Origin of the sequence: Serratia sp. LACPHL-BACT-2024-00286 (genome assembly GCF_043109535.1) — a bacterium.
Lineage (GTDB): Bacteria > Pseudomonadota > Gammaproteobacteria > Enterobacterales > Enterobacteriaceae > Serratia > Serratia sarumanii.
In genome coordinates, this window is record NZ_JBICNA010000005.1 from 314,079 (window position 1) to 337,205 (window position 23,127).

General features: G+C 59.7%; 22 protein-coding genes. 11 read left to right on the top strand and 11 right to left on the bottom strand.

The genetic code is table 11. From position 1 onward, the window contains the following. Window positions 1-51: 51 nt before the first annotated feature. Together ACF8MC_RS17155 and ybjG are read left to right on the top strand one after the other, a co-directional pair. A complete protein-coding gene (locus ACF8MC_RS17155; protein ID WP_126192901.1) occupies window positions 52-786 on the top strand; it encodes a phosphatase PAP2 family protein in 735 nt (244 codons plus the stop codon). Window positions 787-791: 5 nt separating this feature from the next. Next, entirely contained in the window at window positions 792-1,397 is a 606-nt protein-coding gene (gene ybjG / locus ACF8MC_RS17160; RefSeq protein WP_049197148.1) for an undecaprenyl-diphosphate phosphatase, read from the top strand. 37 nt (window positions 1,398-1,434) lie between these two features. Here ybjG and ACF8MC_RS17165 read toward each other — a convergent pair whose 3' ends face one another. Next, window positions 1,435-2,271, bottom strand: coding sequence for a hypothetical protein (locus tag ACF8MC_RS17165; protein ID WP_033654635.1), 837 nt, complete (start codon window positions 2,269-2,271; stop codon window positions 1,435-1,437). A gap of 212 nt (window positions 2,272-2,483) precedes the next feature. On the opposite strand from ACF8MC_RS17165, the gene deoC reads away from it, so the two are divergent. The 4 genes from deoC (at window position 2,484) to ACF8MC_RS17185 (ending at window position 7,819) form a co-directional block, all read left to right on the top strand. Further along, entirely contained in the window at window positions 2,484-3,164 is a 681-nt protein-coding gene (gene deoC / locus ACF8MC_RS17170) for a deoxyribose-phosphate aldolase (RefSeq protein WP_164104744.1), read from the top strand. Between the two features lie 152 nt (window positions 3,165-3,316). Further along, window positions 3,317-4,081: a DNA-binding transcriptional repressor DeoR gene (gene deoR, locus ACF8MC_RS17175; protein ID WP_033654633.1), complete on the top strand. Its 765-nt coding sequence runs from the start codon at window positions 3,317-3,319 to the stop codon at window positions 4,079-4,081. 979 nt (window positions 4,082-5,060) lie between these two features. Next, window positions 5,061-6,359: an HAAAP family serine/threonine permease gene (locus tag ACF8MC_RS17180; RefSeq protein ID WP_004938697.1), complete on the top strand. Its 1,299-nt coding sequence runs from the start codon at window positions 5,061-5,063 to the stop codon at window positions 6,357-6,359. 92 nt (window positions 6,360-6,451) lie between these two features. Continuing rightward, window positions 6,452-7,819 carry an L-serine ammonia-lyase gene (locus ACF8MC_RS17185; RefSeq protein WP_049214125.1) on the top strand — a complete coding sequence of 456 codons (1,368 nt, stop codon included), beginning with the start codon at window positions 6,452-6,454 and terminating at the stop codon, window positions 7,817-7,819. Window positions 7,820-7,873: 54 nt separating this feature from the next. On the opposite strand, the gene ACF8MC_RS17190 is transcribed toward ACF8MC_RS17185, so the two are convergent. From ACF8MC_RS17190 to ACF8MC_RS17230, 9 genes are all read right to left on the bottom strand, one after another. Then, window positions 7,874-8,539 carry a helix-turn-helix transcriptional regulator gene (locus ACF8MC_RS17190; protein WP_041034282.1) on the bottom strand — a complete coding sequence of 222 codons (666 nt, stop codon included), beginning with the start codon at window positions 8,537-8,539 and terminating at the stop codon, window positions 7,874-7,876. Continuing rightward, window positions 8,536-9,924 (bottom strand): FKBP-type peptidyl-prolyl cis-trans isomerase N-terminal domain-containing protein, encoded by a 1,389-nt coding sequence (locus ACF8MC_RS17195; protein ID WP_048321397.1) that lies wholly within the window; start codon window positions 9,922-9,924, stop codon window positions 8,536-8,538. Before ACF8MC_RS17195 ends, ACF8MC_RS17190 begins: the two co-directional genes overlap by 4 nt. Further along, window positions 9,921-10,343, bottom strand: coding sequence for a hypothetical protein (locus ACF8MC_RS17200; RefSeq protein ID WP_048321396.1), 423 nt, complete (start codon window positions 10,341-10,343; stop codon window positions 9,921-9,923). The genes ACF8MC_RS17195 and ACF8MC_RS17200 overlap by 4 nt, the downstream gene beginning before the upstream one ends. A 24-nt stretch (window positions 10,344-10,367) precedes the next feature. Continuing rightward, window positions 10,368-10,922 carry a fimbrial protein gene (locus ACF8MC_RS17205; RefSeq protein WP_048321395.1) on the bottom strand — a complete coding sequence of 185 codons (555 nt, stop codon included), beginning with the start codon at window positions 10,920-10,922 and terminating at the stop codon, window positions 10,368-10,370. 50 nt (window positions 10,923-10,972) lie between these two features. Continuing rightward, on the bottom strand, window positions 10,973-11,611 hold the full coding sequence (locus ACF8MC_RS17210) for a fimbrial protein (RefSeq protein WP_053063689.1): 639 nt from the start codon (window positions 11,609-11,611) through the stop codon (window positions 10,973-10,975). A 69-nt stretch (window positions 11,612-11,680) separates the two neighbouring features. Then, window positions 11,681-12,445 carry a fimbria/pilus periplasmic chaperone gene (locus tag ACF8MC_RS17215; RefSeq protein WP_048321394.1) on the bottom strand — a complete coding sequence of 255 codons (765 nt, stop codon included), beginning with the start codon at window positions 12,443-12,445 and terminating at the stop codon, window positions 11,681-11,683. A gap of 81 nt (window positions 12,446-12,526) precedes the next feature. After that, on the bottom strand, window positions 12,527-15,061 hold the full coding sequence (locus tag ACF8MC_RS17220; RefSeq protein WP_049234301.1) for an outer membrane usher protein: 2,535 nt from the start codon (window positions 15,059-15,061) through the stop codon (window positions 12,527-12,529). Between the two features lie 46 nt (window positions 15,062-15,107). Next, on the bottom strand, window positions 15,108-15,644 hold the full coding sequence (locus ACF8MC_RS17225; RefSeq protein WP_033654626.1) for a fimbrial protein: 537 nt from the start codon (window positions 15,642-15,644) through the stop codon (window positions 15,108-15,110). A 78-nt stretch (window positions 15,645-15,722) separates the two neighbouring features. Then, window positions 15,723-16,244, bottom strand: a complete 522-nt coding sequence (locus ACF8MC_RS17230) for a fimbrial protein (protein WP_025302212.1) — start codon at window positions 16,242-16,244, stop codon at window positions 15,723-15,725. 665 nt (window positions 16,245-16,909) lie between these two features. Between ACF8MC_RS17230 and ACF8MC_RS17235 the strand changes: the two genes are divergently transcribed. The 3 genes from ACF8MC_RS17235 to ACF8MC_RS17245 all read left to right on the top strand — a co-directional run bounded on the left by ACF8MC_RS17235 (window position 16,910) and on the right by ACF8MC_RS17245 (window position 18,801). After that, a complete protein-coding gene (locus tag ACF8MC_RS17235) occupies window positions 16,910-17,239 on the top strand; it encodes a hypothetical protein (RefSeq protein ID WP_033646709.1) in 330 nt (109 codons plus the stop codon). A 133-nt stretch (window positions 17,240-17,372) separates the two neighbouring features. Next, window positions 17,373-18,290 (top strand): fimbrial protein, encoded by a 918-nt coding sequence (locus tag ACF8MC_RS17240; protein WP_072022384.1) that lies wholly within the window; start codon window positions 17,373-17,375, stop codon window positions 18,288-18,290. Between the two features lie 19 nt (window positions 18,291-18,309). Next, entirely contained in the window at window positions 18,310-18,801 is a 492-nt protein-coding gene (locus ACF8MC_RS17245; RefSeq protein ID WP_223181936.1) for a fimbrial protein, read from the top strand. Between the two features lie 98 nt (window positions 18,802-18,899). Here the strand turns inward: ACF8MC_RS17245 and ACF8MC_RS17250 are convergent, their stop codons facing one another. After that, a complete protein-coding gene (locus tag ACF8MC_RS17250; RefSeq protein WP_033633487.1) occupies window positions 18,900-20,105 on the bottom strand; it encodes a serine hydrolase in 1,206 nt (401 codons plus the stop codon). Window positions 20,106-20,571: 466 nt separating this feature from the next. Between ACF8MC_RS17250 and ACF8MC_RS17255 the strand changes: the two genes are divergently transcribed. Then, window positions 20,572-21,939 (top strand): cystathionine beta-synthase, encoded by a 1,368-nt coding sequence (locus ACF8MC_RS17255; RefSeq protein ID WP_041034267.1) that lies wholly within the window; start codon window positions 20,572-20,574, stop codon window positions 21,937-21,939. Between the two features lie 12 nt (window positions 21,940-21,951). After that, window positions 21,952-23,097 carry a PLP-dependent aspartate aminotransferase family protein gene (locus ACF8MC_RS17260; RefSeq protein ID WP_033637784.1) on the top strand — a complete coding sequence of 382 codons (1,146 nt, stop codon included), beginning with the start codon at window positions 21,952-21,954 and terminating at the stop codon, window positions 23,095-23,097. Window positions 23,098-23,127: the final 30 nt, after the last annotated feature.

Genomic DNA, 23,127 nt, shown 5'->3' on the forward strand with positions numbered 1-23,127 from the left:
AAGACGGAATGATTACAGTGGCGCTATTCAATCCTGCCACCGAGCCTGCGCGTGAATCCAGAATCGTCATTAAATCAATCCTCAACGGCACCGCAAATTAAGACAACCGCCCTTTACTCCCTGCCGGCATCCTTTTACCGTTGGCAGGTTTTTGGCCTGCTGATCAGCGGCCTGCTGTTCCTGTGGCTTTCCCGCAGCGAACAGCTGGACTGGGCGATCGGCAACTTTTGGTACGATCCCGCCAGCGGGCATTTCCCGTGGCAAAACAATTATTGGCTGGATCTGATCAACCACCGCCTGCTGAAGCAAATTGTGATCGTCGGGGCGGTACTGGCGCTGTTTTGGGGCATCTATCGCCGCAGCGCACGCCTGATCGTCAGCATGTTGCTTCTCGGCATCGGCCCGCTGGTGGTGGGCATTCTCAAGGCCACCAGCGCGCACTCCTGTCCGTGGGATCTGATCGAGTACGGCGGCAAGGCGATGTCCTTCCCGTTGTTCGGTGCGGTGCCGGCGCTGCCGGGCCCCGGCCGCTGTTTCCCCGGCGGGCACGCCTCGAGCGGTTTCGCGGTCATGGCGTTGTTTTTCCTGTTTTATCCGCAGCGCCCGCGCCTGGCCTGGTGGTGCTGGTGCGGCGGCATTGCGCTCGGCATGCTGATGGGCTTTGGTCAGATCATGCGCGGCGCACATTTTCTTACCCATAACCTGTGGGCGGGTTGGTGGGTTTGGTTAAGCCAGTTGGTTATTTATTGGATGGTTAGCGGCTATTGGTGCCGCAAGATGAGGTAACGGTTATGGAGCAGTTAAACCATGTTCTTTTCGCCTGGATCAATGCGACCCCGGCGTCTCCCGAGTGGATGATTGATTTCGCCACCTTTTTGGCGCGCGATCTGATCATTATCGTGCCGCTGCTGATCGTCGGCCTGTGGCTGTGGGGGCCGCAAAGCCAGCTGGTTTCACAGCGCGAAGTGGTGGCGAAAACCACGATCGCGCTGCTGTTCGCCATGCTTGCCGCCTCCGCTATCGGCGCGCTGCTGCCGCATGAGCGCCCATTCGTCGCCGGCGTGGGGTATACCTTCCTGGCACACGCGCCGGACAGCTCGTTCCCGAGCGATCACGGCACCGCCATCTTTACCTTTGCGCTGGCGTTCCTGTTCTGGCACCGAGTCTGGTCCGGTGCGCTGCTGATGATTGTCGCCGTCGGCATCGCCTGGTCACGCGTTTACCTCGGCGTGCACTGGCCGCTGGATATGGTCGGCGGTTTCCTGCTCGGCCTGGTCGGCTGCCTGTTCGCCCAGCTGGTGTGGAATCTGTTCGGCGATCCCCTCGCCGACAAGCTGTCGCGCCTGTATCGTTTCCTGTTCGCCTTCGCCATTCGCCGCGGCTGGGTGAAAGAGTAACCGCACAACATGACCGGGGCATTACCGCCCCGTGATTTCACACCACGCCGGTGGTCACGCAGAACGCCCGCGTTTTTCCCGCTCCCAGCATCACCCCCGCCTCACCCTCTGACGCATTCGGGCGGCAGTTCGCCGGCTGAACAAAGGCCAGCAGCCGCCGGTTGCCCTGAACGGCGATGCGCCGCAGGCCATAGTTGAACTGCCCGGTGGCGAAACGCGTGACATAACGCCGGCCTTGCGGCGTCAGCATAAAGAACTCGGCCTGATCCACATAGCGCGTCAGATCGTCGGAGCACAGCAGTTCTTGCCCGATCGCATCCCCTAACAAAGCCGGCGTCGGCAGATTCTGGCGGAATACCGCGTCGGGAATGCAATCATAGTTGAGGCGACACACATAGCGCAGCGGCTGCGGCCGCTCGGCCAGGTTAGTAACCTTCATCTCTATGGCGAACTGCGCGCTCTGGGCTGCCAAACGCAGCGCCGGGCCGATGCGCCAACGCCCGCCCAACCGCTCGCCTTCGCCATGCAACGTCAGCTCATCGCCCGTCAGCTGCAGCCACACGCGCTGCATCTGCAGCGGCGCGCCGTCGTGGCTCGGCCAGGCGGGGCAGAACGCCGCGTCGTCAGCGCGCTTTCTCCCGAGACCGCGGGCGCTGCGGCGGCCCGATTTCAATGAATAACCGTCAAACTCGGCGTCCCAAATCGCCAGACCCTCATACGGCAAGACCGTCAGCGCGCCGCGGCAGTTCGCCAGCGTCAGCATCGGCCCGCGTTCTGCGCAGCGATGCGCGCTCACCGCGAAATCCGCATTGCGGAACAGTTCCTGCCGATGCGCCCCGAAAGCTTCAGGATCCAGTTCGATGTTGATCTTCATCTTTTTTCCCTCGACGTTGCGCCCGCGCAGGCCGCGAGCCGTTAAATGTTATTTAAATAACAAAACCCCACCTTTAAGTTATACGTATAACGGCCTGTTCGCGACGATCTCGTCGACATTTTTTAAACATCGCTAGGTTTATCGGCATCTGAATGTTATTATTTTCACATTATCCATCCGGCTTACTGTCTTAACTTCACTAAGGAATCGCGATGACCACCGAAAACATCGATTACGCCAGCTACGTTGACCACACCCTGCTGGCGATGGACGCCACCGAACTGCAGATCGCCAAACTGTGCGAAGAAGCGCAGCAGCACAACTTCTATGCGGTATGCGTCAACTCCGGCTACGTGCCGCTGGCGGCCCAGCTGCTGCAGGAAAGCACCGTGAAAGTCTGCTCGGTGATCGGCTTCCCGCTGGGCGCCGGCCTGACCGTCGCCAAAGCCTTTGAAGCCAAAGCGGCGATCGCCGCCGGCGCGCAAGAGATCGATATGGTGATCAACGTCGGCTGGCTGAAAAGCGGCCTGCTGGACGAAGTGAAAGCCGACATCGCCGCCGTGCGCGAGGTTTGCGCGGCGATCCCGTTGAAGGTAATATTGGAAACCTGCCTGCTCAGCGATGCGCAGATCGTCCAGGTTTGTGAAATGTGTCGCGAACTCGATGTCGCCTTCGTGAAAACCTCTACCGGCTTCAGCACCGGCGGCGCTCGGGAAGAGCACGTCAAACTGATGCGCGAGACCGTGGGCAGCGAAATGGGCGTGAAAGCTTCCGGCGCCGTGCGCGATCGTGCCACCGCCGAGAATATGATCAACGCCGGCGCCACGCGTATCGGCACCAGCTCCGGCGTCGCCATCGTATCCGGCGCCCAGCCGGCGGCGGGCAGCTACTGATCGTCGGCATGCCCTGACGGGCATAGCCAATACACAACGATGCGGGACAATACGGGCGGCCAATGCGGCCCGATATTGCCCCGCATCGTTGTGTTTAACGCCGGAAACGCCGGCACGCCCTTTACCTCTACTACCTGTGGGAAGACGGATCTATGGAAACGCGGCGCGAAGAACGTATCAACCGGTTAGTTCAGGCGTTAAAACGCGCTGACAAGATCCACCTGAAAGAAGCCGCCGTGCTGCTGGGGGTCTCGGAGATGACCATTCGCCGCGATCTGAGCGCCGAACCGGCGGCGGTGGTGCTGCTCGGCGGCTACGTGGTGACCGATCCGCGCAGCAACGGCGTCACCAACTACTTCGTTTCCGATCAAAAAGCCAAGCAGGTGACGGAGAAACGGCGCATCGGCCTGCTGGCGGCGCCGTTGATCAATGAAAACGACACGGTGTTTTTCGACTGCGGCACCACCACCCCGGCGATCATCGACGCCATCGCCGACGAGCTGATCTTCACCGCCGTGTGTCATTCGCTGAACACCTTCCTGGCGCTGCAGGACAAACCGAACTGCAAAGTGGTCCTGTGCGGCGGTGAGTTCAAGCCGAACAACTACATCTTTTCCAGCGTCGGCGGCCGCAACGAGCTCGATCACATCTGCCCGAACATCGCCTTTATCTCCGCCGCCGGCCTCAGCCTGCAGCATGGCGCCACCTGCTTCAACTTCGACGAGCTGGAGATGAAGCATCGCGCCATGGCGATGGCGCAGCAAAAGATCCTGGTGGCGGATCACAGCAAGTTCGGTAAAACCAAGCCGGCCTGCATCGGCCCGCTGACGCAGTTCGATCGGGTGATCACCGATCGCCAACCGGACGCCGACTTCATGGCGTTCTTCAACGACAACGCCATCGCTACCCGCTATTAATTCGCCTTCTGCGCCGTCGAAACCGACGGCGCACCGCTGCAATCCCCTTCTTTCCCCGCCCGAAAATGAACAAATAATGCGCAATCGATTCGCGTTTTTCGCTTATCCGCACGCAACATCAGGTTAATAAAATGCAACAGGTCACCCGGGTGATTATTTTCTCGCAGGCTAAACCCGCTGCCGGCTGGGTAAATTAACGACTATTTATGGCTTTTATATGATAAATCGCGCCAAAGGCCGCGATGTTTAAATAAACGGCGGTTTAAGCGGTTGCAGCAAATATCGCCAATACCTGTTAGGCATCTGTTATTTATATGATGAATGGTTACGCATTTCTATCCGCTAACCACGTAAGTAATTTCCCTTCGTTATTAACGGCGATTTTCATTAAAAACCATTTAAAAACAAATCGATGAATGAAATTTTACTTAAAAATACAATGTGATCCACATCACTAAAACTGCTTAATCCGGGTTTTTCGCTAGATCCAAAACCACGCATAAAATATATTGCTCGGCTTGCTGCTGAGCACAGCGCTTTATCCGGCTAATTATTGTACAAACCGCATAATCGCAGAAATTATTATGAGAGCGTTCTCAGCACAAAATCTCACACAAATGTGCAACAAATGCGCGAAAAATCGATAAAAAAGCAGATAACTGCACATATTGCGCATTTGAGAGCAGGATCACGGTTGTTTCTACTGTAAATCGTTATCTTGCCGCCAACAAAAATCGACAGGCAAAGACCTGTCGGCAGCGGTAACGACTTTTATCGCCCGTGACGGTGAAAAGTCTTTAGTGAATTACCCGGCGCTGTGCCTTGGTAATGAACACAATAAACAACCAGGGGGACGCCAAAACATCCCCGCAAGCAACACCTGATTCTTACCGCAAGCGTTGCCTGAATAGGACGTTTGACGGTTTAACCTTAAGTTTTGCCTTTTAATTTTAAATTCGTGTTCACTTCGGAGATATTTATGGACACTACACAGACCGGCACAATTGCCTCTGCGGCCTCGGGCTCCAGCAGTACCTGGCGTAAAACGGATACCATGTGGATGTTGGGCCTGTATGGCACCGCCATCGGCGCAGGCGTCCTGTTCTTGCCAATCAACGCCGGCATCGGCGGTTTGATTCCTCTGATCATCATGGCCATCATCGCTTTTCCGATGACCTTCTTTGCCCACCGCGGCCTGTGCCGTTTCGTTCTGTCCGGCAAGAATCCCGGTGAAGACATCACCGCCGTGGTAGAAGAGCACTTCGGCATCACCGCCGGTAAACTGATCACCCTGCTGTACTTCTTCGCCATCTACCCGATTCTGCTGGTTTACAGCGTGGCGATCACCAACACCGTCGACAGCTTCATCACCCACCAGTTGGGTATGACGTCGCCACCGCGCGCCATCCTGTCGCTGATCCTGATCGTCGGCCTGATGACCATCGTGCGCTTCGGTGAGCAGGCCATCGTGAAAACCATGAGCATCCTGGTCTTCCCGTTCGTCGCGGTGCTGATGCTGCTGGCGGTGTATCTGATCCCTAACTGGACCGGCGCCATCTTCGAAAACGTGTCGCTGTCCGGCAGCGGTACCGGCATGGGCCACGGCCTGATCATGACCCTGTGGCTGGCGATCCCGGTAATGGTGTTCTCCTTCAACCACTCGCCGATCATCTCCGCCTTCGCCGTCGCCAAACGTGAAGAGTACGGCGCAGACGCCGAGAAGAAATGCTCCCGCATTCTGGCCTACGCACACATCATGATGGTGCTGACCGTAATGTTCTTCGTGTTCAGCTGCGTGCTGAGCCTGACGCCGGAAAACCTGGCGGAAGCCAAGGCGCAGAACATCTCGATTCTGTCTTACCTGGCTAACCACTTTAATAACCCGATGATCGAGTACATCGCGCCGGTTATCGCCTTCGTCGCCATCACCAAATCGTTCCTGGGCCACTACCTGGGCGCGCGTGAAGGCTTCAACGGCCTGGTTGCCAAGTCGATGAAGAGCCGCGGCAAAACCGTCAGCACCGCCAAGCTGAACCGCATGACCGCTATCTTCATGCTGGTGACCACCTGGATCGTCGCCACCCTGAACCCAAGCATCCTGGGCATGATCGAAACCCTGGGCGGCCCAATCATCGCCATGCTGCTGTTCCTGATGCCGATGTATGCCATCCGTAAAGTGCCTGCCATGCGCAAGTACAGCGGCCACATCAGCAACGTGTTCGTGGTTGTGATGGGTCTGATCGCCATCTCTGCTATCGTGTTCAGCCTGCTCGGCTAATCACGTCCGGCCGGCGCCGCTGCGCGCCGGCCCTCCCGCACTCCCCCATTTCCCGTATTCACCGCCTGAAACCTGAAGAAGGAGGCGAGACCATGGTCAGCGTTTTCGATATTTTCAAAATTGGCATCGGCCCATCCAGTTCCCACACCGTTGGCCCGATGAAAGCCGGCAAACAGTTCGTCGACGATCTGATCGCCCACCAGCAGTTGCAGGACACCACCCGCGTGGTGGTCGACGTGTACGGTTCGCTGTCGTTGACCGGTAAAGGCCACCACACCGATATCGCCATCATCATGGGCCTGGCCGGCAACCTGCCGCACGACGTGGACATCGACAGCATTCCCGGCTTTATCCGCGACGTCGAACAGCGCGGCCGCCTGCCGCTGGCCAACGGCCATCACGAGGTGGATTTCCCGCAGCACGGCGGCATGAATTTCCACAGCGATAACCTGCCGCTGCACGAAAACGGCATGCGCATCCGCGCCTTCGCCGGTGAGCGCCTGCTGCACAGCAAAACCTATTACTCGATCGGCGGCGGTTTCATCGTCGACGAAGAGCACTTCGGCCAGTCTGCCGAGGGCGCCACGCCGGTGCCCTACCCGTTCAAATCGGCGCACGATCTGCAGCAGCATTGCAAAGACACCGGGCTGTCGCTGTCCGGCCTGGTGATGCAGAACGAGCTGGCGCTGCGCAGCAAGGCCGATATCGACGCGCACTTCGCCGACGTCTGGCGGGTGATGAGCGCCGGTATCGAACGCGGCATCAACACCGAAGGCTTGCTGCCCGGCCCGATGAAGGTGCCGCGTCGCGCCGCCGCGCTGCGCCGCATTCTGGTGACCGGAGACAAGAACAATATCGACCCGATGAACGTGGTCGATTGGATCAACATGTTCGCGCTGGCGGTCAACGAAGAGAACGCCGCCGGTGGCCGCGTGGTCACCGCGCCGACCAACGGCGCCTGCGGCATCATTCCTGCGGTGCTGGCTTACTACGACAAGTTCATCCGTCCGGTAAACGCCAACTCCTACACCCGTTACTTCCTGGCATCCGGCGTGATTGGCGCGCTGTACAAGATGAACGCCTCGATCTCCGGCGCCGAAGTGGGCTGTCAGGGGGAAGTGGGCGTGGCCTGTTCGATGGCGGCGGCCGGGTTGACCGAGCTGCTGGGCGGCAGCCCGGCGCAGGTGTGCATCGCGGCGGAGATCGCCATGGAGCACCATTTGGGGCTGACCTGCGATCCGCTCGCCGGCCAGGTTCAGGTGCCCTGCATCGAGCGTAACGCCATTTCCGCCGTCAAGGCGGTCAACGCCGCACGCATGGCGATGCGCCGCACCAGCGAACCGCGAGTTTGTCTGGATAAGGTGATCGAAACCATGTACGAAACCGGCAAAGACATGAACGCCAAATACCGCGAAACCTCGCAGGGCGGGCTGGCGATCAAGGTCGTGGCCTGCAACTGACCGCCACGGCGAGGCACTTAAGGCGCCGGCCGCTCCGATTGGGCCGGCGCCGTCTCAGTGCTGCGCCTTCCCTGCCGCAATGCCAGGCTGAATGCCGGCTCGCGCCCCCACGGCGCCGGGACGGGCGCTGTGCCGCAGCCAGCCGTAAAGTTCGGCATTACGCCGGAACCCCATCTTGCGCATAACGCTCATCTTGTGATTGCTGACGGTTTTCACGCTGATGTCCAGCATCCGTGCGATTTGCGTCACTCCCATCTCCCGCGTCATGCAGCGCATGATCTCCTGTTCGCGCAGCGTCAGGCCTCGGTGCTGGCATACGCAGTTCATGCCACAACTCGGCCTGCCCGGCCATTTGCTGCGCCGCTCCAACTCGGCGTTCACCTGATACAGAGCCGATACCAGCGGCGTATCGTGGTAGATGACGCCGGCCTCCAGCGCGCAGCGGGTGCCGGCGGTGCGTTTATGCCGCCCCTCCGGCGTTCGCAACGAGAAATACAGCGTTTGGCGCCCCGCAGCCTGCGCCTCAAAGAAGTGACAAAAACAGCTTTGCACGCCGGGAGGAAAATAGCAGAACACCAGATCGGCTTCGTGAACCTGCTGCGCATCCAGTAACAGCGTGCGCTTGCCGTAAGTGCTGAAGTGGAGCGCCAGGGCCTCCTGCCAACCGGCGCTGAAGTAACGGTTTTCATCAAATAGCGCGATTTTTATCATGGTGTTCATCCCTGCCCTCCCGCCGTGTCGGCTTCCCGTTTAACCGCCTTGGCACCCTTTGCCGGTGCCTGGCTGTTGTCGATGCGTAATTCATAAACCATGGTGGCGTTGGGCGGCACCTTCGGCGGATAGCCGGTTTCGCCGTAGGCCAGCGCCGGCGGCACGACCATCGTCAGCGAACCGTGGTTATGCAGATGGCTTATCGCCTCCCGAAACAGCGGCGGATATTCGGACAGCGGTTGCGACAGCACCTTGCCGCTCAGTTCCATATCCTGGATCACCGTGCCGTCGGTCAGTTTCTCCTTCACCACCACATCGACCACCGCCGTTGGCGCCAACGCCCCCTCCCCGGCGTAATCCACCCGATACCAGAAGCCCATCGCCGACGGCTTAACGCCCTTTTGTTGACGGAACTGCGCCAGGTAATCTTCGTCACGCCGCCGCTGTTCGTTAACGCGTTTCTCACGCGCGGCCACGGCGGCGGCATCCGCCTGCGCCGTCAGCGCATTCAGTTCATCCGGCGGCAGCTGCAAACGCCCCGACACGCTATCGATGACGCCCGCCAACAGGCTGTCGCGATCCACCGGTACGCCCCAGCTTTGACGCTCCGCCACTACCCCCTGAATGTCGCGCCCCAGCGCACTGCCCGCCGCGTAGGACAAACGCTTGCGTTCATCCTTCAACTGCTCCGGCGTCATCTCCCATTGCAGCCGCTGATGCAGCGCCAACAGCGCCTCGCGCGCCTGCTGGGTCGCCTTCTGCTCAGCGGCTCGCTTCTGCTCACTCGCTTCCAACGCGGCGTGCAGAGCGTGCAGCGCCTCCTGGTGCTCGCGCTGGCGTTGTGCAAGCGTCTGTGCCGATGCCTGTGCGGCGGACTCCAGCTCGCTGGCGCGCCGTTCGGCCTGCATCGCCGCCGCTTTGGTTTTGGCGGTTTCCTGCGTCGCCTGACGCAGCAGCGCCTCGGCGCGCTGGGCATCGGGCGAACCGCGCCAGGCGGCGCCCAGCCCGGCGATCCACTGCTGCAGCGTTGACGAGTCCGGCAACATCGCGACGGATGGCGCCGCTTTCTCCGCCCGCAGCGCGGCAAGTTCCTGGCGCAACATCGTCAGTTCCATTCGCTGGCGCGCCAGCTGTTGGTCACGCGCCAATAATGCCTGGCTCAGCGTAAAAGCTTTGGCCGGTGAAGCCGGCTGTTGGGTGTCCGACGGGCGCTTCGCCGGCTCACGCTTTTTTTGCCCCGACGCGCGGTCGGCGGGCGCCGCGTTTTCGCTCTTCGGCCCGGTGCTCTGCCGTTGATACTGCTCGGCAAACTGCAGCAGCGCCGGCACGCCGTCGTCCGCCTGCGCAACGCCGGTGAACAGCAGAGCGACACAGCCGAGCAGACGCATCCTCATTTAATCTGCTCTCCGCGATCCGCCAGCCCGGTCAACACCGCCTGATTCACCCCGGCGCACAGATAGTTGACCTTGTAGCGATACAGCGCATCCACCGTCTCCTGCGTGTCGCCGTTTACCCGGGCGCGTAGATTGGCGTACTGCGAAGCGCCGCTCATCAGGCTGTCGAAGGCCTGTTTATAGCGCTGATATTGTTTCTCGTTGATGGTGCGCAATGCGCCCAGTTGCTGCTGGCACTGCTGCAGCTGCTCGGCCTCACGCTGCTTGCGCAAAGCCTCTTCTGACGGCGCTTGCACAGCCTGATTTTGGGTGTTCACGGCGGGTTTGCCCGATTTTTGGTTTTGACAGGCGGCGGCGCTCAACGCCAACAGGCACAGCAGGCCCATGCGCAGGGCGCGATTGAGGGGCTTTATCATCATTGCGTTTTTTGTCCTTGTAGACGCTTATTCGTATTCCAGCGTAAAAGTGGCCACCGCGCTGAAGGTGCCGCGGCCGATGGTCTTCGTTTGGATAGCCTCCGGTTCCCCCTGCACATAGGCCTGCAGCGTGAGCGTGGTGTTGCCGGCATTCAGGCGGAATTTATCGCTGGCGCGATTGAGCGGCAGCGCCTTGCCGCTGCTGTCCTCCAACCCGATGCCGATCCCCGAAGCCATGCTGCCGGCATCCAGCGCCAGCAGGCCGGGCAGTTTGGCGTTCTCGGTGCCGGTAAACGTAATGGCCACCGTATTGCCCAGGCTGAGATCGCACTCGGTCAGGTGCAACGCGAAGGTTTGGCTATGGGTGCGGGTGTTCAGATACAGGTATTTGTCGACGATGGTGCCGAAATCCAGTTGGATATCCTCATCTCCCGGCTGAATGACGCACGGCTCGGCCACCAGCGTCCCGTGAAAGCGCATGTTTTCCGCCGCGTCCGCCGGCTGCGCCATCATGCCGGCCACCATGACCATGCCTGCCCCCAACAGCGCGCTCCGGCGCCGGTTCGTCTCTGTCGCGCGCATGACGCCACTCCCTTTGGTTAGGCTTGCGCCGGCTCGGCGCAAGCGGCGTATTAGTCGTAATAAAGGCGGAAATCGATCGCCGCACGGTAGGCGCCGGCGCTCAGCGTCGCCGGGGTGCGCACCGGCGTCACCGTATACGTCAGGGTGTTTTGCCCCGGCGTCAGCAAGATCGGTTTGTTACGCGCGCCGAGGCGCACCGGCAGGCCGCTGGCATCCGCCAACTGCAACCCCAAGCCGGTGACGCCGGCGACCCTGACCAGGCTCGGCGCGTCGTCATCCGTCGGCGCGGCAAACGCCACGGACACCGCAGGCTGGCTGCCGCTCCAGGCCAGCACCCCGGTCCAGGCGTCGCGGTTGCTCGCCGGCGCCCGCAGGCAGTCTTTCAGCGTCAGCTCGAACGCCACCGGCGTGCCGCGATCGCCCGGGCGCTGAAAATGCGCCGTTCCCGTCTCCCCCAGCCACACTTCCTGACGAGCGGTGGTCATTTCCAGACTGCAGGCGCTTTCCGTCAACGCGCCGTAGACGTGGAGCGTGCCGTTCGCGCCCTCCACCTCCCAGTTGTCCACCGCGCGGGCCGGCGGCATCAGCATCAGCATCGTGCCCGCCGTCAGCGGCACCATCAGCGCGGCCAACACCGTCAGGCCGATAGTGCGTCGCTGATGACGTTCATAGGCTTTTCCCAACAACATGGGGATCTTTCGTTGCATGATTCGTTCACTCCGCTGTGTTCACTCTGTCTTCCCTGCTGGCGCGGCTCGTCATTTGGCGACCGGCACGACCTGGCAGGCATTGCCGGCGCAGCGGAAGTTCAACTGCGGCCGCCCACCGTAATCGTTGATGTACGCCAGCGACGGCCCGTTGCCGAGGCTCGCGGCGGAGACGTTCAGCGGGGCGCTGGCCTTCGGCGCCACCATCAGCGGTTCAAAGCCCGCCGCCCCTTTCCCGCCCTTGCCGGCGCTCGCCTCAACGATCGTCACGTAATACGGGGTCGGGTTGTTCACCACGTACTTGTCGCCCTGCCGGGTCAGCGTCAGCTGCTCCTGCCACGGCGCCGCGTTCTTTTTCGGGGCGAGCGCCGCCGGGCGATAAAACATTTTGATGCGCGTCTGCAGCGCTATCTGCAGCGTGTTCGGCTTATTGCTGCGCGGCGGGATCTCACGCAGGTTGAAGTAATACAGCGTCTCCCTGTCCTGCGGCAGCTGACGCGCCGCCGGCAGCGACTGGATCTTCACCTGGCTCGGTTTGCCCGGTTCCACCCGCTGCACCGGCGGCAGCACGGTGAAAGGGCTTTGGATCTTGTTGCCGCGATCGTCTTCGATCCATCCCTGCGCCAGATACGGCAACTGTTTGTTCTGGTTACTGATGTTGAGACTGACCGTTTTCAGGTCGCCGTCGAAAATCACGCGCGTGCGATCCAGCGCGATGGCCGCATGAGCGGGCAGGCTGACCGCGCCGATCGTCAACGCGGCGGCGAGCGGGCCCACAAGGAAAACGGTCTTTCTGGTCATAGTCAGATTCATCATGTCTTCACGGTTCCAGTCGGCCGGAAGCGGACGAGCCCGCCCCGGCGGTTTAGCGGCGGAGCGCACTCCGCCGGGTGTATGTCAGTTGGCGTCGGCCGCCGGCTTGTCGCCGGCAAGAGGACGGCAAGGCAGCAGCAACGTGTTCATCAACATTTCGGCCGGCAGCGGCGCCGGCAGCTGGATTTCACACTGCGCCGCGCCGTTCCAGTGCACGCTCATGCGCTCGCCGGGATTGAGGCCGGACAGGTAAACGCTGCCGCCGTCATTGATGATGCCGGTCTCCTGTTTGCGGGCATTCAGCACCGTGGCGCCGAACGGCGGCTCGCTGCCGTCCGCCAGCTTGACGATCGCCATCGCCTTCTCGCCGGCGATCACCTCAAACTTGCGGTAGCCGATGGCCCCCTCGGTCAACGTGGCCTGCACCACCGAACGCGTCGCCTCGACGTTGTCGCTCAGGCTGTTGAGATCGATACTGGCCTTATTGCGGTAGTAGCTGTTTACATCCGCCACCACCGCCTTGCCGTAACGGTTGGTCAGCACCGTACTGCCGTAGCCACGCACCGGCACACCGGCGACGCCTTCGGTATCGAGCAGCAAGCGCGTGCCGCCCGGCGTATTGACGCGGTGCAGCACCGCCCCTTCCGCCGCCATTGTCAGGCCGCCCTGCGCGCCGATGCCGACGGCGCTGTAGCGGCCGGCCTGGTAGCTGGCGTTGGCGTTGATCTGCGCCATGTCGCCCTGATGGCTGTAATAACCGCTGGCCGTCGCTCCGCTGCGTGCGGCGCCGGCGCTGATCTGATAGTTGTTGTGTTCATCGACCCGGTTGTAGTACCCGACCCGGTGGGCGTTCTCTTCGCGATCGAGCGTCATGTTGTAACTGAGCGTGCCCGCGCTGCCCCAGGGCAGCGACAGCGACAGATACATCCCGTCGTCGTTGCGCTCGTTGTAACGGTTGCGATAGGCCGACAGCGACACGCTGACGTTCTTGAAATCGCCGATGTCGAAGTAGCGCGACACCATCAGGTTGTAACGATCGTTCGGTGCCCGATCCCAGTAGGTTTGGTGGCTGTAGTTGAGATAGGTGCTCAGCCCCAGATCGCGGAACTGTTTGTTGAAGGTGATGGTGTACATCTCCTTGCTCTTGCCGCTGCGCCCCCCTTCGTAACGCGCATCCAGGTAGTCCCCCATGCTCATGAAGTCTTCCTGAGAGAAGCGGTAACCGGCGAAGGTGACCTGGCTGTCGTATTCATCGAAGTTCTTCGAATAGCTCAGCCGGTACGAACCGCCGGTCAGCGTGCCATCCTGCGGCAAACGCGCACGCGACTGCGTGGCATCGAACGACAACGCCCCCAGCGCCATCAGATCGCGCCCGATCCCCAGCGACAGCGCGTTGTAATCGCCGCCGGCGATGCCCCCGCCGTACAGCGACCAGCCGTTGCTGATCCCCCAGGAGAACTCGCCGGTGCCGAACATCGGCCCGCGCAGATGGTGCCCCCACTCCGACGGCTTGCCCGTCGCCAGCTTGTAACGCACCGTACCCGGCCGCGTCAGATAAGGGATGTTGGCGGTGTTCATCTTGAACTCCTGCACGCTGCCGTCCTGCTCTTCGACGCGCACGTCCAGCTCGCCGGAAACCGCATCGTTGATGTCCTGAATGCGGAACGGCCCCGCCGCCACCTGCGTTTCATACAGCACGCGCCCCTGCTGGCTGACCACCACCTTGGCGTTGGTTTTCGCCACGCCGGTCACTTCCGGCGCATAGCCGCGCAGGTTGGGCGGCAACATGCTGTCGTCGGATCGCAGACTGACGCCGGTAAAGCGCAGGCTGTCGAAAATGTCGGAGTTCAGGTAATCCTCACCCATCGTCAGCCGCGAACGCAGCGCCGGGATCGCCCGGTAGGCGTAATAGCGGCTCCAGTCGAACTGTTTGTCGGTCGGCTGAGAAGAGCCGGTCTGATGGTTGAGGTTGGCCTGCCAGTCGGCGCGCAGACGCCAGGCGCCCAGGTTGGCGCCGCCGGTGCCATTGCCGCTCAGGCTGTAACTGCTGCCGCCCTTCTGATGTTTTTGCGTTTGGGCGTTGACGTTATAGTCAAACAGCAGCCCAGGAATACCATCATCCCAGCGCGAAGGCGGGTCCCAGTTTTCCGAGCTGTATTCCAGATAGGCCTGAGGAATGTTGAGATACAGCGAAGAGCTGGCAAGATCGCCGCGGGCTTCCATCCCCGCCAGGCTGGAGGCGTCAAGGCAACGGCCGCCGTGCGTCCAGTTCAGCGTGCTTAACAGTTTTTCTTTCAGCCCCAGTTGGTTGACCAACTCCGGCGAAAGACAGGCTTCGCTGCCTTTAGGATCGTTCTCGGGCGCCATAAACGTCACCGGCTGTTCCGGCAGATCGTTCTTATTGACGTGCACCACCATGGTATAAACGCCCGGCATGATGTAGCCGCTGCGCGTGAATTGGCTCAGATCGATATTTTTGCGATCGTTGATGTCCAATACGTCGGTATTGAATTGAATCACGTCGGCGGCATAGACCAACGCGATTGGATTTCCCAGAGAAAGGGCAACGCAAAGCCCCAAGGCCTGAAGACGAAATAACTTCCCTGCCGGTGAAAGCATAATAAAGTCCTTTCAATAACGAATTAACCGTCAGTACGAGAAAAAATCAAAAATAATCCAGCTTAAAACGCACTGTGGAAAAATACGCTCCCACCTTCAACGGCTGGTGATTCGGCATCAACGTCATGGAATAATTCAGCACTCGGTTCCCCGGTATTATTCCCTCCATCGGCAAAGGTTTCCCTGGAATAACCGCCGTGCCGCTGCTGTCTTTTATCTCCAATGCAACGCCGCGCGCATCGCCCTGTACGCCAAACAGAGCGCCTTCCGCATAACCATCAAACGTGACCTGAAAGAATTTCCAGTCAGGCTTGTTTTCCGGCCGTTCCAAAATGCAATTGACCAATTCGATACTGAAAGGTTTGGTCATCCCCTGGCCGTCACGAATGATCTGCCCGAGAGGAATAGTGTCCATATCGATCGTCTGATCGCGGCTGCCGGCGGCAATGGCGCAGGCGGTGTCGATAATGGCGCCGTGCATGTTGACTTTGCCCCACCCCTGCGCGGCGGAAGTTGCATGGCCGGGCGCAAACGCCAACGACGCCAAAAGAACGGCACCCGCTCGATTCCTTGGTAAAAACATCGCGACATTCCTTTGACAGGGAGATTCACCAGGCATGCGGCGAACCCCATGCCTGGTTGATTAAGCCTTCGGGCTCACTTACTGATAAGCCAGGGTGAAATCGGCTACGGCAGTGAAATCGCCCGGAACGATGGCGGCGGAAGCGCCTTCGCCCTGCAGGTAGGCGGCGAAATGCAGGGTGTTGTTGCCGGTATTCAGGGTCTGCGCGGTAGTCGCTTCACCCAGTTTGATCGGCTGGCCATTGTAAGAGATGGCTACGCCGGCGCCGCTGGCGGTGCCCGCGATACCCAACAGATCCTTGTCGGTGGACGATGCGACGCCGCTGAAGGTGGTTTTAACGGTTTTCAGCGTGGTGATGTCGCACTGCTCCAGTTTGATTTCAAACGGACGCGGGTTGGATTTGCCGCCGTTTTTCAACGCCACGTTGGAAACCTGGCCCAGATCTACGGTCTGATCGATCGACTCGGGCGCAATAGAGCATGGCGCATCAATAATAGAGCCCGTGAAGGTGACCTTACCGTGTCCCTGATCGGCTGCCTGTGCAAAAGAACTTGCGCCAAATGCAATCACTGCAGCCATCATGATTTTGTTAAGTTTCATAGAACCTATATTCCTTATAAGAAAAAATGCATATTCCAATCAAGAAAAAGAGCAACAGGAAACCTGCTCGCGCTTATATGTGCGCAGCCCTGATTCTTTAGCATCTTGCTGGTTGGTTAACTGCCAAAACCCAAAGGCATCGACAATAAATACGTCGATAACGGCAAGTCTGCAGCGGCCCACCCATTAATGAATCCGTCATATAAAAATAAACGAAATCACAACAAGCAGAGGCCAATACTTTCTAATCCGTCCTTCTTGTCCGGCGATGAATATTCTGGCAAATGCCTCTCAGCAAAAAAAGGCTTTTTTTGATCAAGGCGAACATTCGCAATTTATTTCCTAATTGAAGTTAATTTACTGTTATTTTTAGCCTCATAGATCGTAAAAGATACTTTTATAGAGCAATATCCTGTTTTTCTTTGATTCCCAAGTAATCAGATCGCAAAGTGGCGCTTTGTGAATATAATAAACCAAAATTTTAGGTTTCAGCGTGACGCCACCCCTGCCTAAGCACAGGTAAAAACGGGGCGGGCAACGCCTTTTTTTTCAATCCTGATAAATAGATAGGAATTTTCTTTGTTCGCGTTTTACCTCGTTGTTGGTAGGCAGCGAAAGTTTGTTTTTTCTTAGGAATACGGCAATCGGAATACAGAGGAAGTGCTATGGAAGCGTTATCTCCGAAACAAAAGGAAATACGGCAATTGCAGCACGATCTGCTGCAAACATTATTCGCGCAGTCGCCCCGTAAGTGCCCTATCGGCGGGTTGCCGCCACAGCAGCAATGGCTATCGACGCGGCAACTGGCCAATGCCGTCAACGTTGGTGTTTACCGGGCGCGGCGGCTATTGCTGGATCTTGTCTCCCGGAAAAAAGTGATTGTGACGGATGGCTCTATCAACAACTCATTGAGGTGGTATCCCACCGCGTTGCTGAACGGTGATAACGACGGCATCTCCAACAGCGATGCCCCTCACTCCCCTTTAACGGAATAAATATGGCCAGCCGGCCTGATTGGCAATATTTCATTGCGGAGTAACGCCGCACACTATTTATATATATTGGGATATTATCGTGAGAAAAACAGCCCTGCTATTTTTACGTTGCTGCCTGGCATTATCTTTCTTCATGCTGTTTGGCAACGCCAACGCGTTTACCTGCCGCACGTCCGATGGCGGACTGATTCCACCCGGGGGCTCGACCACGCCGGTTGACGTCCGGGTACGCATCGGGCCACAGCTTTCTTATGGCAAAAACGAAATCGTCAACGTCAGCCAGGTCACCTGTAAAAACGACGTCGCGAGCTGGTATGACTATCTCAAAACCGACAGCCCGGCGCTGTCGATGAACAGTGCGATTTTTGGCGCCATCGGCAGCGGCACCACCATCAACGGCAGCGATTACAACTCCCCGGTGCCATCAGGCATCAGCGTACTCAGCCTTACCGGCCTGCAAACCCAGTCGGTCGCCATCCGGGTCTATATCGTGTTGAACCGTTTCCCAACGCCGGACATCAAGGTGAACAAGGGCGACGTCATCGGCCAAATCAACTTTATTCAGACCAACGATCAGCCGGGTTGCCCACAGTGCGGCGTTTATCGCTGGCGCCTGATCGCCGACAACGACGCTTACTTCGTCACCACCAGTTGCACCATCAACAACGGCCAGCAGATTAACGTCGACTTCGGCCAGATCCGTCAGGACTTTCTGACCCAGAGCGCCAATGATGCCCAGATAAAACAGGACAAAGCGCTCAGCTACCAATGCGACGACCAGAGCGCGACGCAGGATATTCTGATCCGCATGGTCAGCGATGCCAGCGGCTTCTCCAGCGATTTTATCAAGACCACCAATCCTAACGTCGGCGTGGCGATGATGTACAACGGCGCGGTGGTGAAGCCGAACAATGCCTTCAGAACGCGCATCGTCAACGGCCAAGGCAACGATACCGTGACCTTTGTACCGGTAAAGAACAATGTCCCTTACACCAGCATCGCCACCGGCCCGCTGTCGGGTTCGGCCACGCTGATCTTCAGCGCACCTTGAGACGGGAGCCAGAATGAACATGACGAGTAAAACGCGCTGCGCTCTGCTGTGGGCACTGAGCCTGATTAGCGCCGCGGCTCAGGCCGCCGACCAGGGTACCAAAGTCAACATCACCGCCACCGTGGTGGCGCCTCCGCCTTGCGTGATCAACGACGGGCGCACCATCGATATCGACTTCGGCAAGGTCGGCATCAAGCGCATCGACGGCAATCGCTATATGCAACGCATCGATTACAGCATCAAATGCGAGTTTCTGGATAACAGCCGCCAGTTGAAAATGAAGATCATGGGCAGCGCGGCGGCCTTCGACGGCAGCGTGTTAACCAGCAGCGTCAATGGATTGGGCATCAAACTGTTGGCCAACGGTAAGGCCTTCGCCATCAATACGCCGCTGAACATCGACTACGCCAATCCGCCGACGCTTGATGCGGTGCCGGTGAAAAACAGCGCCGTCACCCTGGCGGAAGGCGATTTCACCAGCGGCGCCACCATGCTGGTGGACTACTTTTAATCACCGCCCCAAAAAATCGCGAAAAAAAAGCCGCAACCTCTCAGTTGCGGCCTGGTCGAGGATCGTGCGCCCGGGGCGCGCTCCTCACATCAGGGTATTCAGCCGAAGATCCCGCCGAACCACTGGCTCAGCTTCATCATCACCATATCCCAGATGCGGCTGAAGAAGTTGCCCTCTTTCACCTCTTGCATCACCACCAGCGGGTGTTGCTCGATGGTCTTGCCGTCCAGCTGGAAATCGATGGTGCCGACCACCTGGTTTTTCGCCAACGGCGCTTCCAGCGTCGGTTGGGTCAGCTTGTAGCTGGCCTTCAGGTTTTTCATCTGCCCTTTCGGAATGGTGACCGAGGCGTCTTTCGCCACGCCGAGCGGCACTTCGCTGACGTCGCCGAACCACACTTTCTGGGTGACGAACGGTTTATCGGCCTTGATCGGCGTCGCGGTTTCATAAAAGCGGAAGCCCCAGGTCAGCAACTTTTCGCTTTCGCTGAAGCGCACGCGATCGCTCGGCGCGCCCAGCACCACCGAGATCAGGCGCATCGGGCCGTCGGTGGCGGACGCCACCAGGTTGTGGCCGGCGCCGCTGGTGTAACCGGTCTTGATACCGTCGACGTTCAGGTTACTGCTCCACAGCAGGCGGTTACGGTTAATCTGGCGGATCTTATTAAAGGTGAATTCTTTCTCTTTATGCAGCGCGTATTCGTCCGGCACGTCGCGGATCAGCGCCTGGCTCAGCAGCGCCATGTCGCGCGCGGTGCTGTACTGCCCTTCCGCATCCAGGCCGTGCACCGTCAGGAAGTGGGTGTTCTGCAGCCCCAGAGATTTGGCGTAATTGTTCATCAGGCCGACGAACGAATCCTGGCTGCCCGCCACGTAGTCCGCCAGCGCGATGCTGGCGTCGTTGCCCGACTGGATCACGATGCCTTTATTCAGCTCCAGCACCGGCACCTGATCGCCCGGCTTGATGAACATCAGCGAAGAACCGCGCAGCGCCGGGTTGCCGGGCGCCCAGGCGTCTTTGCCGACGGTGACCATGTCTTCCGGCTTGATCTTGCCGGCCTTGATCGCCTGCCCAATCACGTAGCTGGACATGATCTTGGTCAGGCTGGCGGGATCGAGGCGGGTGTCGGCATTGCCTTCGGTCAACACCTTGCCGCTGTTGTAATCCATCAGAATGAAGGCCTTGGCGTCTACCTGCGGCGGCGCCGGCGGCTCGGCCGCATGCACGGCCGGGGCGGCCAGCAACAGGATGCCTACGCTGAAGGTCAGTTTTTTCAGGGAAGTGGATAAGTTTTTTTTCATCATGACGTCGCCAGAGTGTCCATTCAAATCATTGAAATAGCGTTAACTTTCAAACATGTTCACGTTTTAAGCCAACCAGCGAGAGTGGCCCGGTGCGCGCGTGCCGGCCGCAACCCCCTGCGGCGCCCGTAGCGGGTAACGCAGCGCACCGAAAATGCCCTTGCTGTGAGTTTATGTGATTTATCTTATTTTTGCAGGGTTTAGCGTGAATTTTCAGCATTTTTACATAACTGTACGCAGCCCCCCGCTTATCGTTCAAAAAAGCATCGTGACGCGCATTTTTGCACCCACCCACGGCTACACGGCCAAGCATCCGCACTGCTAAACATCTGCGCATCCATACGTCTAAAAAAGATTAATATATTCCATAATGGCATATATAACCGTTATTTGTTCTTTTTAAAGCGCTTATTCTCAGCGCTATCATCCACATAACGACTTTTATACCGAATAATCCTGGAGATGAGTCATGGCGATCCCCCATTCCGTCATCGAGATGATTGGCAATACCCCGATGCTGGAACTGACCCGGTTCGATACCGGCCCGTGCCGGCTGTTCGTCAAGCTGGAGAATCAAAACCCCGGCGGTTCGATCAAAGACCGCGTGGCGCTGTCGATGATCGAACAGGCCGAGCGCGACGGCAAGCTGCAGCCGGGTGGCACCATCATCGAAGCCACCGCCGGCAATACCGGCCTGGGGCTGGCGCTGGTGGCGGCGCTGAAAGGCTATAAGCTGCTGCTGGTGGTGCCGGACAAGATGAGCCGCGAGAAGATCTTCCACCTGCGCGCGCTGGGCGTGGAAGTGCTGCTGACCCGCTCGGACGTCGGCAAGGGGCATCCGGCTTACTATCAGGATTACGCCAAACGCCTGGCCGGGGAGATCCCCGGCGCCTTTTATATCGATCAGTTCAACAACCCGGCCAATCCGGCGGCCCATACCACCACCACCGCGCCCGAATTGTGGCGGCAGATGGAGCATGACGTGGACGCTATCGTGGTTGGCGTCGGCTCCGGCGGCACGCTGGGCGGGTTGAGCCGCTATTTCGCCGAGATTTCGCCGCAGACGGAATTCGTGCTGGCCGACCCTGCCGGCTCTATCCTGGCGGACTACCTCGACAGCGGCCGCATCGGCGAAGCGGGCAGCTGGCTGGTGGAAGGCATCGGCGAAGACTTCGTCCCGCCGCTCAGCGACTTTGACCAGGTCCGCAACGCTTATCGCATCGGCGACGCCGAAGCCTTTGCCACCGCGCGCGATCTGCTGCGCAAGGAAGGCGTGCTGGCGGGATCGTCCACCGGCACCCTGCTGGCCGCCGCGCTGCGTTACTGCCGCGCACAGACCGAACCCAAGCGGGTGGTGACCTTCGTCTGCGATAGCGGCAACAAATACCTGTCTAAAATGTATAACGACCACTGGATGCTGGAACAGGGCCTGCTGAGCAAGCCGCAGCACGGCGATCTGCGCGATCTGATCGCCTACCGCCACGACGAAGGCGCCGCCGTCTCCGCCGCGCCGGACGACACGCTGGCGATCGTGCACGCCCGCATGCGGCTGTACGACATCTCGCAGCTGCCGGTGCTGGAAGGCGATCGGGTGGTCGGCCTGATCGATGAGTGGGATCTGCTGAACGCCGTCCAGGCCGACGCCGCCCACTTCAGCCTGCCGGCCAGCAGCGCGATGACCAAGCAAGTCCAGACGCTGCAAAAGGAAGCCGGCTACGACGAATTGCAGGCCACCTTCAACCATGGCCACGTCGCGGTGGTGCTCGACGGCGAGCGCTTCCTCGGCCTGATTACCCGCACAGACGTGCTAAACGCCTGGCGCCAAAAATTACGTTAATAAGGACCCTTTATGGCCAAGTTTGATACGTTGACCGTTCACGCCGGTTACACCCCGGACGCCACCGGCGCCGTGATGCCGGCAATTTACGCCACCTCCACCTACGCCCAACCGGCGCCGGGCGAGCATACCGGCTACGAATACTCCCGCAGCGCCAACCCGACGCGCACCGCGCTGGAAAGCGCCATCGCCGAACTGGAGGGCGGCAGCCGCGGCTACGCCTTCGCCTCCGGCCTGGCGGCCTGCTCCACGGTGCTGGAGCTGCTCGATAAGGACAGCCATCTGATCGCAGTAGACGATCTGTACGGCGGCACCTATCGCCTGCTGGAAAAAGTGCGCAGCCGCACCGCCGGCCTGCGCGTCACCTACGTGTCGCCGGCGGATCTCGCCGGGCTGGAGCAGGCGATCGAGCCGGACACCAAAATGATCTGGGTAGAGACCCCGACCAACCCGCTGCTGAAGCTGGCGGATCTGAGCGCCATTGCCGCGATCGCCAAAAAGCATGGGCTCATCAGCGTGGCGGACAATACCTTCGCCTCGCCGTATCTGCAGCGCCCGCTGGATCTGGGCTTTGACGTGGTGGTGCACTCCGCCACCAAATACCTCAACGGCCACTCCGACGTGGTGGCCGGCGTCGCGGCGGTGGGGGATAACCCGGCGCTGGCGGAACAGCTCGGTTTCCTGCAAAACGCGGTCGGCGGCATTCTCGATCCGTTCAGCAGCTTCCTGACGCTGCGCGGCATTCGCACCCTGGCACTGCGCATGCAGCGCCACAGCGACAGCGCGCTGCGCATCGCCCAGTGGCTGGAGAGCCAGCCGCAGGTGGAAAACGTCTACTATCCCGGCCTGCCTAGCCATCCGCAGCACGCGCTGGCGGCGCGCCAGATGACGCGCTTCGGCGGCATGATCTCGGTGCGGCTGAAAGGCGACGACGCCTATGCGCGCCGGGTCATCAAGCGCTCGCGCCTGTTCACCCTGGCGGAAAGCCTGGGCGGCGTGGAAAGCCTGATCAGCCAGCCGTTCAGCATGACGCACGCCTCCATTCCGCTGGAACAGCGCCTGGCAACCGGCATCACGCCGCAGCTGGTGCGCCTGTCGGTGGGGATTGAGGATGTGGAAGATCTGATCGCCGATCTGCAGCAGGCGCTGGCGGAATAATCGCCTGCATCAAGCGCCATCAGCCCGGCC

Coding starts and splice junctions, on each gene's coding strand:
- ybjG (WP_049197148.1), top strand. CDS start 792: ATGGAGCAGTTAAACCATGTTCTTTTCGCCTGGATCAATGCGACCCCG.
- ACF8MC_RS17165 (WP_033654635.1), bottom strand. CDS start 2,271: ATGAAGATCAACATCGAACTGGATCCTGAAGCTTTCGGGGCGCATCGG.
- deoC (WP_164104744.1), top strand. CDS start 2,484: ATGACCACCGAAAACATCGATTACGCCAGCTACGTTGACCACACCCTG.
- deoR (WP_033654633.1), top strand. CDS start 3,317: ATGGAAACGCGGCGCGAAGAACGTATCAACCGGTTAGTTCAGGCGTTA.
- ACF8MC_RS17180 (WP_004938697.1), top strand. CDS start 5,061: ATGGACACTACACAGACCGGCACAATTGCCTCTGCGGCCTCGGGCTCC.
- ACF8MC_RS17185 (WP_049214125.1), top strand. CDS start 6,452: ATGGTCAGCGTTTTCGATATTTTCAAAATTGGCATCGGCCCATCCAGT.
- ACF8MC_RS17190 (WP_041034282.1), bottom strand. CDS start 8,539: ATGAACACCATGATAAAAATCGCGCTATTTGATGAAAACCGTTACTTC.
- ACF8MC_RS17195 (WP_048321397.1), bottom strand. CDS start 9,924: ATGAGGATGCGTCTGCTCGGCTGTGTCGCTCTGCTGTTCACCGGCGTT.
- ACF8MC_RS17200 (WP_048321396.1), bottom strand. CDS start 10,343: ATGATGATAAAGCCCCTCAATCGCGCCCTGCGCATGGGCCTGCTGTGC.
- ACF8MC_RS17205 (WP_048321395.1), bottom strand. CDS start 10,922: ATGCGCGCGACAGAGACGAACCGGCGCCGGAGCGCGCTGTTGGGGGCA.
- ACF8MC_RS17210 (WP_053063689.1), bottom strand. CDS start 11,611: ATGTTGTTGGGAAAAGCCTATGAACGTCATCAGCGACGCACTATCGGC.
- ACF8MC_RS17215 (WP_048321394.1), bottom strand. CDS start 12,445: ATGATGAATCTGACTATGACCAGAAAGACCGTTTTCCTTGTGGGCCCG.
- ACF8MC_RS17220 (WP_049234301.1), bottom strand. CDS start 15,061: ATGCTTTCACCGGCAGGGAAGTTATTTCGTCTTCAGGCCTTGGGGCTT.
- ACF8MC_RS17225 (WP_033654626.1), bottom strand. CDS start 15,644: ATGTTTTTACCAAGGAATCGAGCGGGTGCCGTTCTTTTGGCGTCGTTG.
- ACF8MC_RS17230 (WP_025302212.1), bottom strand. CDS start 16,244: ATGAAACTTAACAAAATCATGATGGCTGCAGTGATTGCATTTGGCGCA.
- ACF8MC_RS17235 (WP_033646709.1), top strand. CDS start 16,910: ATGGAAGCGTTATCTCCGAAACAAAAGGAAATACGGCAATTGCAGCAC.
- ACF8MC_RS17240 (WP_072022384.1), top strand. CDS start 17,373: ATGCTGTTTGGCAACGCCAACGCGTTTACCTGCCGCACGTCCGATGGC.
- ACF8MC_RS17245 (WP_223181936.1), top strand. CDS start 18,310: ATGACGAGTAAAACGCGCTGCGCTCTGCTGTGGGCACTGAGCCTGATT.
- ACF8MC_RS17250 (WP_033633487.1), bottom strand. CDS start 20,105: ATGATGAAAAAAAACTTATCCACTTCCCTGAAAAAACTGACCTTCAGC.
- ACF8MC_RS17255 (WP_041034267.1), top strand. CDS start 20,572: ATGGCGATCCCCCATTCCGTCATCGAGATGATTGGCAATACCCCGATG.
- ACF8MC_RS17260 (WP_033637784.1), top strand. CDS start 21,952: ATGGCCAAGTTTGATACGTTGACCGTTCACGCCGGTTACACCCCGGAC.